Raw genomic sequence first — 15,137 nt, 5'->3', positions numbered from 1 at the left:
GTGGCGAACCCTGGCACCGCGGTCCGACACGGTGGCCGTTGTCGCGCAAAGGCGGGCAACTGCCACACACCTCGGGTCCGGTGACGGATGGGGCGAGTGAGGCGGGTGGCGGAAGAGTGAGATCGGTGACGCAGATCAGTGCCGCAGCGGTGCCGGGCTCCACAGCCCGGAGCGCACAGCGGTCCCCAGATCCAGATGCGCAGGCGTGGCCGTGGGGTAGTACGGCGTCAACTGCTGCAGGGCGCCCCAGTCGCGGAACCAGTCGTGGTTCAGATAACTGGGCACCGTGGTCGCGCGCACCAGCAGCTCCGTGATGCCCAACGGGCCGCCACCGTTGTTGTCCATCACCGGGGAGTTCGCCTCGGCGCCGAACCGGTCCGGCAGGATCCGCCACTTCGGCACCTCGGTCACCCCGTTCTGGTGCCCGAACGGGCGCTGGCAGGGGAACGCCAGGCCGACCAGCCAGTCCAGCAGCACCGGGTCCTCCGAGCCCACCACTTCCTGCAGGGTGCGCAGCTGCGGGACGCGCGGCGGCGTCACCGCGATCCAGTGTTGCGGGGCCAGGTCGTCGTCGCGTACCACCAGCCGGATGCGGGTGGCCTCGGCCGGGATCGCCGACATGGGTGCGCGCAGGTTGCGCCATGCCGGGACCGCGCCGATGTCACCGAATTCCACGGTGCCGCCCGCGCCGGACTCGGTGGCCCACTGCGCGGTGACCTCGCCGCGGTCGAAGCGGCCCGCGGCCGTCACCACCAGCAGCGGCCCGGCGTTGGCCCGGTCGGCGGGCAGCCGATACCAGGCCGAACGCAGCAGCGCGGGCACCTGAATGCCTGGGCGCCAGCTGCCCAGCACCGGGACCCGGGCCGGGTCCAGCTTGTAGGGCAGCCGGGCCCGCGAGCCGTTGATCCCCTCGCCGGACGTGACGCCGCCCTCGGTGCCGGCCTCGCCGCCGGCGACCTGTGCGTCGTCGTCGGCCAGCCGGCCCAACCCGGGCGGACCGATCAGCTGGTCGGCGGTGACGTCGGCGGGGATCCCGTTGGGCGCGAACCCGACCGAGAACGTCGCGCCCAAGGCGTCGGCAACCGGGGTGTCGACCGGCTCGAGCAGTCCGGCGTTGGGGTCCTGCTCGACGAGTACGTCGTCGGCCAGTCCACATGTCTTGCCAGTCAGCGCGCCCAGGTTGGAGCGGCCCACCGTCCAGGCCGGGTATTGGCCGAGCATCGACGCGGTCAGCGACACCACCTCGAACACGATCAGCACCCAGGACGCGATGGCCAGCGGGTAACCGGACAGTGCCGTCCAGCGCGGTGTCCGCTCGGCGCCGTTGGCGAAGTGGAACCAGGCCGCCACCAGCGCCGCCAAGACCGTCAGCGCCACGCCCATGGTGGCGAACGCCAGATGCCACTTGGGGAAGGCGTTCGACCACGGCACCCCGAAGTTGGAGACATACCACCAGCCGTTGACGCTGGCGAACGACAGCGCGGTGATGAACAGCACCACCGCGGTGAACAGCGTCCGGTTGCGCCTTGAGTGCATGGCCGCGGCGCTCACCGCGACGGCGGCCAGCGCACCCAGTGACCCGGCCAGGCCGGCGAACACACCGAAGTGGTGCGTCCACTTGGTGGGCGTGAACATCATCGCGATGAACGAGATGATGGTGATCCCGATGATGCGCCGGCTCGGTCCGGCCGCGGTGCCGGGAATCCGGCCCTTGCGCAACGCCATCGCCACCGACACCGCCAGCGCGACGCCCAGTGCCAGCACCGGGAACCGGCGCGCCACCGAGCCGTCGGGGGTGGCCAGGAAAAGCCGCTCGTAGCGGACGTGCTCCTCGAACCAGGCCAGGCTGGGCCCGACCGCGGACTTCAGCGTGCTGGCCTCGATCTCACCGGCCAGGGTCTGGTCCCGGAAGATCACGATCGTGGTGATGCTGACCGCCGCCGCGATCGGCGCCAGCAGCGGCGCCAGCCCGAACTGCTTGGAGCGCCGGTGCAGGATGGTGCGCAGCGGGCCGATCGCCACCAGTAGCGCACCGATCGACGCGATCCCGGTCGGACCGGAGAACAACGTCATCGCGCCGATGATGCAGGCGATCGCCAGCGGCAGCAGCCGGCTGGTGGCCACCGCCCGCTCCACCGAGCACCAGGTCGCCAGGATGCCGAGCGCGATGATCGGCTCGGGGCGCAGACCGTTGTTCAGTGGCAGCCAGAACGCCAGGAACATGCCGGCCGCGGTCCAGGCGGCAGCCCGGCTGTGTTTGACGGCGTGACCCAGCCGGGGGATCACCTCGCGGCTGATCAGCCACCAGCAGGCCAGCGCCATGCCGAGGGTGGGCAGTCGCATCCAGATGCTGGTGGTGGAGACGTGTGCCCACACCGCCAGCAGGTCGTAGTACCAGCCGAACGGAGCCTCCGGGGTACCGAACCAGCGGTAGAAGTTGGCCATGTAGCCGGCATGTTCGGAGATCCGGGCCATGGTCAGGATGTAGCCGTCGTCGGAGGTGTTGGCGCCGACGAAATGCCACCAGACCAGGACGAACGTGACCAGCGCGTCCAGCGGCGAAGCCGACCACCAGCGGGCCGGCAGGAAGCGCCGGTGCCGGGTGCCGTCGGCGGTGTCCAGGATGTGCAGGGCGATCAGCGCGGCGATCGTCAGCGCCACCCCGAGGATCATCGCGGCCAGCTTGAGCGGGGTGGGCGCGCTGGAGAAGCGGGTGTCGACGGTGGCGGTGAAATCCAGTCCGGCGGGCGCCGGGCCGGCCAGGTCGGTGTAGACACCGACGATCTGCGGCCGGAAGTCATAGCCGCTGCGGGTCCCGGTCAACGGCGAGCCGGGCTTTTCGGCGTTGGGCCCGTATTTGAGGCCGACGAACTCGGCGGTGACCCGGTCGGCGTGCGCGGTGAAGGTCAGCTTCTGGCAGGCCGGGCTCAACACCTGGGTCAGCGGCGCCACCACCACCGGCACGTTGCGCACCACCAGAACCAGGTCGTCGTTGACGAGTTCGATGAGTAACCCGCGGTCGACGGCCTTGGGCGCCTGCTTGGGCACCGTGGACAGCAGCACCGACCTGGCCGGGGTGAGCCCGGCCGCGGCCTGACACGGCACGCTGATGTCGAGATCGGTGGCGACGTAGCCGATCAGCGGTGCCTGCACACTGGCCCACGTACCGTTCTGCGGCCAGTTGAGTTCGGCGGTGGTCTGTTTGACCGGCAACAACGGGGTCAGGATCGCCAGCAGGGTGCCCAGCACACCGGCGACGACGGCGACAGCCCGAGCGATCCGGTAGTCGGCGCGCGTATCGGTCACGGACCAGATGCTATCGGTGTCCTCAACGGCGTCCGTCAGGTGCGGATGGCAAGCACAAACGGGCCGATCTTCTGCACGTGGAACGCCGGCCCGGCGAACAGGGCCGCATCGAGCTCCACGGTGTAGCGCCGCACGTTGGGATGGTTGGGGTAGACGTCCTTGGCCAGCCGCAACGTGTAGGTGTCACCGGCGCCGGACCGCATCAGAAACACCGTCGGCGCCGGCCACGCCAAGTCGTCGAGCGCGCGGGTGAACTGCTCGGCGGTCTCGAGCTTGGACCAGGCCTCGATCGCGGCGGCGCGCGCGGAGAACTGCGCCAGCGGGTTGGCGTAGTGCGGCGTCAGCCCCTGAAAGCCCCAATAGGGGTAGTAGGACAGGAAGCTGTAGTCGGCGGTGAGCACGACGGTCTCGTCGCGCGGCTTGCCGGTGGCTTGCGTGATAGCGGCATCGACGGCCTCGTAGTACTTCGCCGCGCCCGGTGCGCGCCGGTCGCCGCGGTCGCCGTGGCCGTCGGTGTCGGTGTAGGCGACGGTGATGTCGGGCCGCAGCACCTCGGGAATGTCCTGACTGAACGCGAGCGCCCCGGCCAGTCCCACCGCGGTCGCGGCCGGGTACACGATGGTGTGCCAGCCCTGCGCGGCCCGGCCGAGTGCCTGGGCGCCCTCCACGAAGCCGAATACCCCGGCCGTGGCCAGCAGCACCGTCAGCGTCGGCTGCAGCCGGAAGCTGAGCAGCGTGGTGAGGGCCAGGGTCGACACCATGGACAGGATCGACCACAGGTAGACGCCGACGACGCCGATGGCCAGCGCACCCGCCCGGGTCGACTTGGTGGCCCGGACCACCAACCACAGCGTGCCCAGCAGGCACAGCGCCCCGAGCAGCGTGAACTGCAGCATCGGGAAGCTCAGCTCGGCGCCGTCACCGGGCAGGTAGTGGAAGGCGCTGCGGGTCTCGCCGGCCGGGTGGTGCAGCGCCTGGCGCAGGTAGGGCGTCCAGGTGATCGACGCGATGGCCGCGGCGATCAGGCCGATCACTGCCAGCCGGGCCAGCGGGTCGAAACGCCGCCGGATGGCCGCCAGCAGTAGCGCCATCAGGACCACGGTGAATGCCGTGTAGGCGACCAGCAGGGTGTAGAAGGTTGCCGCGAATCCGAGAAACATCCCGGCGCCCACGGTCGCGCCCCAGCCGCCGCCGCGTTGGCCGGCGCGCAGGCCGGACCAGGTCAGGATCAGCACCGGGGGCAGCAGCACGGTGATCATCGCCGCGTAGGGCTCGGGGGAGCTGTAGGCCAGCGTCACCGCGGCGCCGGCGAGGGTGACCAGCAGCGCGTATTCGAAGCGGATCATCTTGTTCCACAGCACCAGCGCGACCGCGACGGCCACGGCGATCGAGGTGATCGCCCACGGCTTGTACATCTCCCAGGCCGGCAGCCCGGTCCAGGCCGCGGCCCGCCCGCCGAGCCAGAACCAGCCCGGCGGGTAGTACGGCGGCAGCCCGAGATAGGTCATGTCGGCAAGCCGCGGGCTGTCGGTCAGCCGGGTCAGGTACTCGGTGCGGAACTGCTGGTCCACCGAGATGCCGAACAGGTAGAGCTTGGTGGCCCCGAGCGGCATCGCCAGCGTCACCACCGAGAACGCGCTGGTGAACACCACGCCGGCCAGCCAGCCCAAGGCACGTCGGCCGCGCCGCCAGGCCCACCCGGCGACGGCCAACCCGGCCAGGCAGCCAACCTGCCCGACGGTGGTCAGCGCATGCAGTTGGTTCGACGACGGATACGCGGGCCACTGGACCCGGGCGATCGCCAGCAGCGCGACCACCGCGACGACGCCGGCGATGACGCCGGCCAGGATCATCTGAGCCGCCGTGTTCAGCGCGTTACGCACGGTCATCACCAGCCCCAACTGTCACCCGGCGAGAGATATATGGCGATTGCCCGCCTCTGAGCGACAACCGTTGTCGCGCAAAGGTGGGCAACTCACCGCAACCCTCCCCCGCGTGACGTGTGTGACGCACGAGACCGGCGCGACTCATCGGCTAGATCGGCAACCGGCGGAAGATCGCCCGCGGGACGTGCCGAAGCACCATCATGACGTAGCGGAACGCCCCTGGCGCCCAGACGATCTCTTTGCCCTTGGCGGCTGCGGCCACCGCCAGTTCGGCGACGTCTTCCTTGTCGACGGTCAACGGCGCCTCTTTGACGTGCGCGGAGAACCGGGTGCGCACCTGGCCGGGCCGGATCACCAGCACCCGCACCCCGTCCTCGCGGAGCGCCTCGCCCAGGCCGAGGTAGAAGCCGTCCAGCCCGGCCTTGGTGGAGCCGTAGACGAAGTTGGTGCGGCGCACCCGCTCGCCGGCCACCGAGCTCATCGCGATGATCTGCCCGAAACCCTGGGCGCCCATCTTGCCCGCGAGCAACACGCCCACCGAAACCGCTGCGGTGTAGTTGATCTCGGCGACCTGCACGGCCTTGGCCTGGTTGTGCCAGAGCTCCTCGGCGTCGGCGTCCATGCCGAAAGCCACGATCGCCACATCTATATCGCCGGCGCTGAACGCGGAGTCGATCATCGCCGGGTGGCTTGCGGTGTCCAGCGCGTCGAAGTCGACGATCCGCACCGACTTGGCGCCGGCCGCCTGCATCGCGGCCACCGCGCCGTCCCGGCCGGGATCACCGGGCAGGCAGGCCAGCACCACGCTGGCCGAGGCGTTGCGCAGGTAGCGCGCACAGATCGCCAGGCCGATCTCGGAAGTACCGCCCAGCAGCAGAATCGACTGGGGATTTGAGGTCGCATCTAAAACCACGGGCACACCATCTACAGAAGCTCCAAACGTCGGGCCATATCGGAGGCGAAGATCCCGTCGGGATCCACCTTGCGGCGCACCGCGATCCATTCGTCGATCCGCGGGTACATGGCGTGGAAGTTCTCCGCGGTGGTGCGGGAGTCCTTGGCGGTGTAGAGCCGGCCGCCGAACTCCAGCACGCGGCGGTCGAGGGAGTTGAGCAGCTCGTTGACGCCGGGTTTCATCGGGAAGTCCAGGCACACGTTCCAGCCGGGCATCGGGAAGCTCAGCGGTGCTTCGTTTCCCGGCCCGAACAGCTTGAACACGTTCAGCGCCGAGTAGTGCCCGCTGGCCTGGATGTCGATGATGATGCTCTTGAACTCCTCGACGGCCTCGGTGGGCACCAGGAACTGGTACTGCGCGAAGCCGGCCGGACCGTAGCCGCGGTTCCACTCACCCAGCAGGTCCAGCGGGTGATAGAACTGCGTCAGGTTCTGCACCTTGCCGCGATAGTGGCCGCCGCGACGGTAGTACAGCTCGCCGATGGCGCTCAGACTCAACTTGTTCATCAACCCGTTGGGGAAGATGTCGGGCACCGTCATCAACTGCGGTGCGTCGAACTTCAGCGGGTTGCGGGCCAGCTTCTTGGGCAGCTCGTCGCGCCGGGCCAGCCGCCCGCGGGTGATGGTGGCGCGGCCCAGCTTCGGCTGCGGGCTGATCGCGTCGAACCACGCACTGGAATAGGTGTAGTCGGCTTCGCTGCCGTCGCTGTGGAAGGCGATGGTCTCATCAAGAGTGGTGGTGTTGTCGCCGTCGTTGATGAAATACGCCGTCTCGGTCGGCGTCATGGCGATGGTGGCGCGCAGGATGATCCCGGTCAGGCCGTTGCCGCCGACGGTGGCCCAGAACAGCTCCGATTCGCTGCCGTCGGGCGTCAGGTGCCGCACCGAACCGTCGGCGGTCAACAACTCCATCGACACCACGTGGTTGCCGAAGCTGCCCTCGCTGTGGTGGTTCTTGCCGTGGATGTCGCAGGCGATCGCCCCACCGATGGTGACCTGGCGCGTCCCGGGCAGCACCGGCACCCACAACCCGAAGGGCAATGCCGCCTTCATCAGCTGGTCCAGGCTCACGCCGCCGTCGACGTCGACCACACCGCGGTCGGTTGAGATCGAGTGGATCCGGTTCAACGCGGTCATATCGATCACCAGACCGCCGCCGTTCTGGGCGTTGTCGCCGTAAGAGCGACCCAGGCCGCGGGCGATCACGCCGCGGTTTCCGTCGTCGGCCGCCCGCGCCACCGCTTTGGCGATGACTTCGACGTCGGGGGTCGACAACACCTGCGCCATGCTCGGCGCGGTGCGGCCCCAGCCGGTGAGCCGGCGCGGCGTGGTCTGCAACTCGGTGCTCAACATCGCACATGAGGGTACCGCCAACGCGCCGGATCCCGATTCAGCGTGACTATTGCGACCTGTCCCGCTACGATCGCGCAATGCCTGAGACTTCTGCTAGCGAATCCTCCTCTGCCAAGCCCAAGACCGCGGGTTTTCCGCAATCTTCCACCTCCGCGTCGGCGTTGTCGGTGCCCACGATCGCCGCGTTGGCGTTGGCCGTGATCGGCATCGTTCTGGCCATCTTCGGGTGGTTCCACCCGTCGACGAGCCAGAAATTCTCCGACGACCAGCGCGCCGAAGCCAAGGGCAAAATCTGCGAGGCGCAGAGCGTCGTGCGTCAGGGCACCCAGTTCAACACCAACCTGCAGAACCCGGTTCCGGGTGACCTGGCCGGTGACCTGGCGGTCGGCACCAACGCGCGGCTTTCGCTGTTCGCCGGCGGCGCCTTCCTGCACCAGAACCTCGAGGCCAACCCGGGCACCCCGGCTGACCTGGCGAAGGCCGTTGGCGACATGGCCGACACACTCGAGGCGCTGAGCATCAACTACCTGGCTGGGCACTCGCCCGAGGACGCCGTCCAGCAGCCGCTGCGCGACCAGCTGCGCGGTCAGATCGACGTCCTGGACAACCTCTGCCAGCAGCAGTAATTCAGCAGCAGTAATTCCGTTCGATCTGTAGGTGCGCTGGGCGATGTCGATGACAGAGCCCAGCGCATTTACGTTGGTGGACCTGCTGCAGCAGCAGGCTGACCGCCATGGCGACAAGGTCGCGTTCCTGTTTTGCCCCGACGGCGACGAGGAACACGACCGGCTGACCTATCGCGAGCTGGATCGTCGGGCCCGGGCGGTCGCCGCCGGCCTGCAGCAGCACGGCGCAGCAGGCCAGCGGGTGTTGATCTTCTGCCGCCCGGGCCTGGACAGCATCGTCGGTTTCTTCGGTTGCCTGTATGCCCGCGCCGTCGCGATACCGGTGGACGCGCAGTGGACCTCGGCGCGGATCGCGGCAATCGTGCCCGATGCGCGCGCCGAGATCGCTTTGGCCACCGCGAAGACCCAAGACGGGATCCGGGCTGCGGCGGACCGCGCCGCCGAGGCCGCGGGCTTGGCGCCGCTGCAGTGGTTCGCCACCGAAGAACTGAGCGGCGATGAGGCCGCCGCCGACCGCTGGGCGCTGCCGCCGGTGACCGCGGCGACCGTCGCGGCAATTCAATACACCTCGGGGACTACGAAGGCACCCAAGGGCGTGGTGCTGACCCACGGCAACTTCCTGCACAACCTGGAGACCGTTCGCCAGACCTGGGACCCCGCGCCGGACAACCCGGTGTTCCACCGCCCGGTGGGTTCGGTGACCTGGCTGCCGCAGTACCACGACCTGGGCCTCATCGGGGGTGTGCTGATGACGCTGTATGTCGGGACGACAACGGTGGTGATGTCGCCGGGTGCCTTCCTGATGCGCCCCATGCGATGGCTGGAAGCGATGTCGCGGCACGGAGCCGTCATCTCCGGCGCACCCAATTTCGCCTACGACTGGTGTGTCAAGCGCAGCACGCCGCCGGAGCGCGCAGCGCTCGACCTGTCCAACTGGCAGGTCGCCCTCAACGGCGGCGAACCGGTGAATCCCGCATCGCTGCGGGCCTTCTCCGAGGCGTTCGCGCCGGCCGGGTTCGCCCCCGAGGCGTTTCTGCCGGTGTACGGCCTGGCGGAGGCGACGCTGGGGGTGTCGGGTGGGTCGGGTGCTGGGGCGCGGGGGTCGCCGGTGATCGTGCACGTCGATCGCGGCGCACTCGGCGAGGACCGGGTGGTCGAAGCCGCGCCGGATGATCCGTTCGCGGCCGCGGTGGTGGGATGCGGGCGGCCGCGGGGCGGCCAGCGGGTCATCATCGTCGACCCGGAAACCCGAGTCGAGTGCGACGCCGACGGAGTCGGGGAGATCTGGGTCTCCGGACCCAGTGTGGGGCAAGGATATTGGCGGCGCAGCGCGGAGACCGAACAGACCTTCGCCGCGCACCTGTCCGACACCGGAGAGGGCCCGTTCCTGCGCACCGGGGACCGCGGCTTCCTGCATGACGGTGAACTGTTCGTCACCGGGCGCTGTAAAGACTTGGTCGTCCTGGGCGACGTCGTGCACTACCCCAACGACATCGAGCGCACCGTGCAGGGCTGCAACCCGGTGTTGTTGGCCGGGCGCGGCGCGGTGTTCGCGATCACCGGCGAGCCCGGGGACCCCTTTGCCTGCGAACGACTTGTGGTGGTCCAAGAGGTGCAGCGACACCGGTCGACCGATACCGACACCGACGGTGTGCTGGCCGCGATCCGCGACGCGGTCCGGCGCCACCACCGGACCGAGGTGCACGACGTGCTCCTGGTCAAGCCGATGAGCATTCCCACCACGTCCAGCGGCAAGATCCAGCGGGCCGCATGCCGGGAGAAATTCAGTGCGGGCGAGCTGGCGGCCGTCGCCCAGTGGAACGCTCCGCAGGCCCCGGCCCCCGACCCGGGAACGGCCGCCAAACAGCGGATGGCGCTCGGCCTGGCCCGGTTCGTAGGCGGGCTGGCGCGCCAGCGGCGCGAATCGGACTAGCCACCGACGCGCCGTCGGCGTGTCGCACATCAAGACCGCGCGGGTGTCGCGGTTACGGCGTCCAGCAAACCCGGATCTCGCCGGTGCCGCCCGCTGCGCGGCGGTGGCCGCACCAAGGCGTCGGCGGGCGAGCTAAGACGCTCTCGCGACCCGTCCGCGGCCGCCGGAATGCGCCCGGCGAGGCGGAACGCACGGTAACCAGTCGGTGGACGGTCGTCCACCACGGCCGCCAGTCGCGATATGTGATCCCTAAGTGATTTATCAGCCTACGGTGGATCAAAAAGTTGTTAATCGCGTCGCTTAAAAGATGTTAATGGGGGCGACAAAATTGGAATTCTCCGGAAGTTTAGGTGGTACCGCGGGTCTGTACCTGGCCTGACCACGCATGTTGTCACTTTAGTGACTACGTGTGTTGTCGGAATTTTGACTACAAACGTTGTCTTTTGAGGCCTGAAAAAATCGCCTGTGACCCTGAGAAATCCCTATTTGAAATGTGACGATGCTCATGTACTGTCGCGAACGTTTGATCCTCCGAGATGGAAGAAATTTCCGATGCAGCAGTTACTTCGTCCCTACGCCACGACGGGCGTCGCCCTGGTGGGTGCCGGTCTCGTCAGCGTCACTGCTGTGCCCATCCCGCAGGTGAGCCTGCATACCTCGCCGGCGCCGCGACCGGATCTGGCGCCGGTCCAGCAACCGTCCAACCTGCGCTTGGTGGCCAACACCTCCGACGTCCTGGTCACCTGGGATCAGCTGTTCAGCAACACGGCCGCCAACCTCGCCAACCTGGGCCAGCAGGTGGACTCCGGGATGCTGCCGTCCGAGCTCGGGCTGCTGCTGTCGTCGGTCGCACCGTTCGTGACGGTCACCAACGCGTGGAACGAGATCTGGGCCGCGATCGCCATCGACCCGGCCAACACGCTGAGCATCCTGTTCAACGCGCCGGCCACCCTGCTCAACGCCTGGCTCAACGGCACCAACACCATCGACCTGTTCGGCATCACCGTCCCGGCGTTCAACGGCTTGCTGGTCGGTGCCCAGCCCTTCGACCTCAACTTCACCCTCGGCCAGGTTCTGGACACCGTCAACCTCGGCGACAAGAGCCTGACCACGATCCTGTCCGGAATCGGGATCGGCGACCTGCCGATCGGGTCGATGGTGACCAGCCTGCTCGACGGGGTGGGTCTGGGTGACCAGACCCCGCTGGACCTGATCAACGCGATCGGTATCGGGCCGCAGTCCGCCGCGCAGCTCGCCACCGGACTGCTCGACGCGATGGGCCTGGGGCAGAAGAACCTGATCGACATCCTGGGCAACATCGGCCTCAGCGACGAGTCGGTGGCCGACCTGGGCACCAAACTGCTCGACGCGATCGGCATCGGCAACCCGACGCTGGGTGACCTGCTGGGCAACGTCGGCCTGGCCGATCAGTCGGTCTCGGGCGCACTGCTGGCGGTGCTCGACGCGGCCGGCATCGGCAACCCGACGGTCACCGGCCTGCTCGACCAGCTCGGCTTCGCCGACCGGCCCGTCTCCGGCCTGGCCACCAGCCTGCTCGACGGGCTCGGCCTGGGGCAGCGGACCCCGGTGGACCTGCTCGACTCGCTGGGCCTGGCCGACCTGACCGTCGGCGACATCCTGCCCAAGGTGCTCGACGCGCTGGACCTGGGTCAGCGGACCCCGCTGGACCTGATCGACGCGATGGGCCTGGGCGACGTCAGCGTGGGGTCGCTGGCCGTCGACTTCCTCGGCGGCGCCGGCCTGGGCGACGCCACCGTCGGCGATCTGGTGAACGCCGCCGGCCTGGGCGGTCTGACCATGCAGAACATCGTCGACGCGATGCACCTGGGCAACGTCTCGCTGGGCACCGTCTTCACCAACCTCGGCTTCGGCGGCCTGACCCTGAACAACCTGATCTGGGCCACCGGCGGCGAGACCGTGGCCGACAAGATCGGCGGCCAGGGCATGATCGGCGGGCTCAACGCCACCACGATCAACAGCATCCTGGCGGACCAGGGCATGAGCGACCAGACCATCGCCCAGCTGCTCGGGCCGATGGCCGACCAGAAGCTCAGCGAGCTGCTGGAAGCCAACCTCTCGATGACCCTGAGCTCGGTGCTCACCGGTATGGGCATGAACACCCAGACGCTGGACGAGCTGGTCGCCAGCTTCGGCCTGGACCACACCAGCCTGGGTCAGCTGCTCACCGACCTGGGGCTGAACGACACCACCCTCGACGAGATGCTCGGCAACCTGCTGGGCACCGGCACCCTGGGGCAGCTGCTCGACGACGCGGGCATCGGCAACCAGCACCTGGGTGACCTGCTCGACGGCATCTTCAGCGGCCAGACCCTGGGCTCGCTGCTCGGCAGCACCGACCTGGGCAACACCCACCTCGACGCGCTGCTGCACAGCCTGCTGGGCGACATGACGCTGGGCTCGGTGCTGGGCGGCCTGGGATTCGCCACCACCGACCTCGACGAGCTGGTCGGCGGCTTCTTGGGCGGACAGACCATCGCGGATCTGCTCAGCGGCTTCGATTTGGCCACCACCGAACTGAACGAGCTGCTCGGCGACCTGTTCGGCGACGGGACATTGAACTCGATGCTCACCAACATGGGCCTGGGCAGCGACACCCTCAACGACCTGCTCGACCAGTTCGGGCTGTCGGACATGGTGCTGATCAACACCCATCTCGGCGATTTCGGCGGATTCTTCGCCTCGCTGTTCGGCGGCGTGTAACCGCCCCCATCCACCGAATCGACTCGGAGAACCTGATGCTGCAGACCCTTCGTCCCTACCTCACACCCGGGATCGCCGTCGTCGGCGCCGGTTTGATCGCCGTCGTTCCGTCGGTGGCACCGCTGCCGGTCATCCCGACATCCTTTGCTGCGCAGCAGCACTCGGTGACCCTGACCTCCGACCCGGCGAACGACGTCACCGGACTGCTGACCAGCTGGGGACTGCTGCCGACGATCACCGTCAACGCGGTACCGCTGCCCGCACAGATCAACATCGAGCTGGGTTCGACGCTGCACAACCTGCTGGCGATGATCGGCCCGTTCATCACGCTGAACAACGCGTGGAACGACATCATGGATCAGCTCGCCACCGACCCGGCCAACGCGTTCATGATCCTGCTCAACGCTCCGGGCACGCTGATCAACGCCTTCCTCTTCGGCACGGCCGGCATTGACGTGGCGGGAATGAACATCCCGCTGTTCAACGGGCTGTTCGTCGCACCGCACACCGCGACCATCGACATGCAACTGGGCCAGCTGGTGGACCTGGCCGGTGTCGGAAACACGACTCTGGCCGACGTGCTGGGCCAGTTCGGCATCGGAGACCAGTCGGTGGAGGGTCTGCTGACCGGCCTGCTCGACAGCCTGGGCTTCGGCCACCTGAGCGTCACCGCGCTGCTGTCCGAATTCGGGATCGGCGACCAGCCGATCGCGGACTTGGCGGCCAACCTGCTCGACGTGATGGGCATCGGAAACCCGACGATCTCCGGCCTGGCCGACCAGGTCGGTCTGGGTGACAAGTCGATCGCCGAGGTGCTGACCGGTCTGCTCGGCCAGGCCGGCATCGGCAACCCGACCCTGGCCGGCCTGCTCGACCAGTTCGGCCTCGGCGACCAGTCGGTGGGCGAGCTCGCGACCGGACTGCTGCACGCCGCCGGGATGACCGACACCTCCATCACCGGCCTGCTCGGCCAACTCGGTGTCGGCGACCTGACCCTGAGCGACGCGCTCAAAGACCTCGTTCACACCACGGTGGGCGGCGACGCGACCGTCACCGACCTGCTCAGTCAGTTCGGCGGTGCGGACCTGACGCTCGGCAGCATCATCAACCCGGCGCTGGACGCCTCCGGTTTCGGCGACCAGAGCCTTGCCGAGCTGATCGACAGCCTGCTGGGCGGCATGTTCGGTGGCGGCGGCGCCGGCAGCATGACCGTCGGCGACCTGGTGATCGAGATCCTGCAGGGCGCCGGTTATGACATGTCGCTCTCCGAGCTGCTGCAGAGCGCCGAGATGTCGAACATGACGCTGGGTGACCTGCTCGAAGGCACCGAGATCGGCGACCAGAAATTCACCGACCTGCTGACCCAGGCCGGGATGGGCGACAAGACGTTGCTCGAACTCGCCGACGGCGCGATCCCCGTCCCGGACATCACCTGCCCCCTGCTGCCGGGGTTGTACAACGTGTCCTGCTACCAAACCCTCAACAGTCTGATGGGGCCCAACAGCCTGCTGGAAACGCTGCAGCGGCTCTACAGTGCCGGTGCCCCGAGCCTGGGCGTGGCACCCGGTACTCCGCTGTCCGACATCACCATCGGCCAGCTGCTGGGGGCGACCGGTGTGGGCGGTGAGAAGCTCAGCGAGCTCCTCACCGGCCTGAATCTGAGCACCCCTTTCGACACGGTCATGCACAACCTGGGGCTGGACAGTGTCACCCTCAGCGGCCTGCTCAACAACGGCTTCTCGTGGCTGATGAACACCTCGGTGGTGTCGATGCTGAGCTCCTGGGGCCTGAACAACCTGAACATCGACACGGTGATCGACCGGCTGGGCCTGGACGTCACGATCAACGGGCTGCTGGGCAACCTCGGCCTGAACAACGTCGACATCGGTGGCCTCATCGACCACGTGCTGGGTGGTATGACACTGGGCTCGATCGCAAACGACTTGGGGCTCAATAACATTCACCTGGACGGCTTCTTGGAGAGCCTGCTGGGCGGCGCCAAGGTCGGGGACCTGCTCGATGACCTGAACCTCAACAGCGTCCACCTGGACGAGATCCTGCAGCGCCTGCTCGGCGGCGTCACCGTGAACGACATCGCCAACTCGCTGGGACTGGGCAGCGTCACCGTCGACTCGCTGGTGGCCAGCCTGGGCCTGGCCGGCCTGACGGTCAACGACGTGATCGACGACTTGGGCCTCGGCGGCCTGGACCTCGACAGCCTGCTTTCCAACATGGGCATCTCCGGCACCGATCTGATCTCCGTCAGCATCGGGCAGCTCGGCGGACTGTTCGGCTTCTGAGTTCAATCCTTCGGCTTACCAACACTTCATGAAACAA

8 protein-coding genes are annotated in these 15,137 nt (G+C 68.1%); 4 read left to right on the top strand and 4 right to left on the bottom strand.

The window, feature by feature from the left end:
* Positions 1-135: 135 nt before the first annotated feature.
* The 4 genes from K3U94_RS22440 to dprE1 form a co-directional block, all read right to left on the bottom strand.
* A complete protein-coding gene (locus tag K3U94_RS22440; RefSeq protein ID WP_230987660.1) occupies positions 136-3,345 on the bottom strand; it encodes an arabinosyltransferase domain-containing protein in 3,210 nt (1,069 codons plus the stop codon).
* Positions 3,342-5,195: a galactan 5-O-arabinofuranosyltransferase gene (locus K3U94_RS22435; protein ID WP_220695080.1), complete on the bottom strand. Its 1,854-nt coding sequence runs from the start codon at positions 5,193-5,195 to the stop codon at positions 3,342-3,344. The genes K3U94_RS22440 and K3U94_RS22435 overlap by 4 nt, the downstream gene beginning before the upstream one ends.
* 145 nt (positions 5,196-5,340) lie before the next feature.
* Complete coding sequence (gene dprE2, locus K3U94_RS22430) at positions 5,341-6,105, bottom strand: decaprenylphospho-beta-D-erythro-pentofuranosid-2-ulose 2-reductase (protein ID WP_220695079.1); 765 nt, start codon at positions 6,103-6,105, stop codon at positions 5,341-5,343.
* Positions 6,106-6,116: 11 nt separating this feature from the next.
* A complete protein-coding gene (gene dprE1, locus K3U94_RS22425; protein ID WP_220695078.1) occupies positions 6,117-7,499 on the bottom strand; it encodes a decaprenylphosphoryl-beta-D-ribose oxidase in 1,383 nt (460 codons plus the stop codon).
* A gap of 77 nt (positions 7,500-7,576) precedes the next feature.
* Here dprE1 and K3U94_RS22420 point away from each other — a divergent pair, with 77 nt between their 5' ends.
* From K3U94_RS22420 to K3U94_RS22405, 4 genes are all read left to right on the top strand, one after another.
* Positions 7,577-8,125 carry a hypothetical protein gene (locus K3U94_RS22420; protein ID WP_230987298.1) on the top strand — a complete coding sequence of 183 codons (549 nt, stop codon included), beginning with the start codon at positions 7,577-7,579 and terminating at the stop codon, positions 8,123-8,125.
* 43 nt (positions 8,126-8,168) lie between these two features.
* Entirely contained in the window at positions 8,169-10,058 is a 1,890-nt protein-coding gene (locus K3U94_RS22415; protein WP_220695077.1) for a fatty acyl-AMP ligase, read from the top strand.
* A gap of 552 nt (positions 10,059-10,610) precedes the next feature.
* Complete coding sequence (locus tag K3U94_RS22410; RefSeq protein WP_220695076.1) at positions 10,611-12,800, top strand: autotransporter outer membrane beta-barrel domain-containing protein; 2,190 nt, start codon at positions 10,611-10,613, stop codon at positions 12,798-12,800.
* Between the two features lie 35 nt (positions 12,801-12,835).
* A complete protein-coding gene (locus tag K3U94_RS22405; protein WP_220695075.1) occupies positions 12,836-15,100 on the top strand; it encodes a hypothetical protein in 2,265 nt (754 codons plus the stop codon).
* Positions 15,101-15,137 lie beyond the last annotated feature (37 nt).

It is taken from the genome of Mycolicibacter heraklionensis, from assembly GCF_019645815.1.
GTDB lineage: Bacteria > Actinomycetota > Actinomycetes > Mycobacteriales > Mycobacteriaceae > Mycobacterium > Mycobacterium heraklionense.
The sequence above is the reverse complement of the archived record's forward strand: the minus strand, read 5'-3'. Positions and strand labels throughout refer to the sequence as shown.

Coding starts and splice junctions, on each gene's coding strand:
- K3U94_RS22435 (WP_220695080.1), bottom strand. CDS start 5,195: ATGACCGTGCGTAACGCGCTGAACACGGCGGCTCAGATGATCCTGGCC.
- dprE1 (WP_220695078.1), bottom strand. CDS start 7,499: ATGTTGAGCACCGAGTTGCAGACCACGCCGCGCCGGCTCACCGGCTGG.
- K3U94_RS22420 (WP_230987298.1), top strand. CDS start 7,577: ATGCCTGAGACTTCTGCTAGCGAATCCTCCTCTGCCAAGCCCAAGACC.
- K3U94_RS22415 (WP_220695077.1), top strand. CDS start 8,169: ATGTCGATGACAGAGCCCAGCGCATTTACGTTGGTGGACCTGCTGCAG.
- K3U94_RS22410 (WP_220695076.1), top strand. CDS start 10,611: ATGCAGCAGTTACTTCGTCCCTACGCCACGACGGGCGTCGCCCTGGTG.
- K3U94_RS22405 (WP_220695075.1), top strand. CDS start 12,836: ATGCTGCAGACCCTTCGTCCCTACCTCACACCCGGGATCGCCGTCGTC.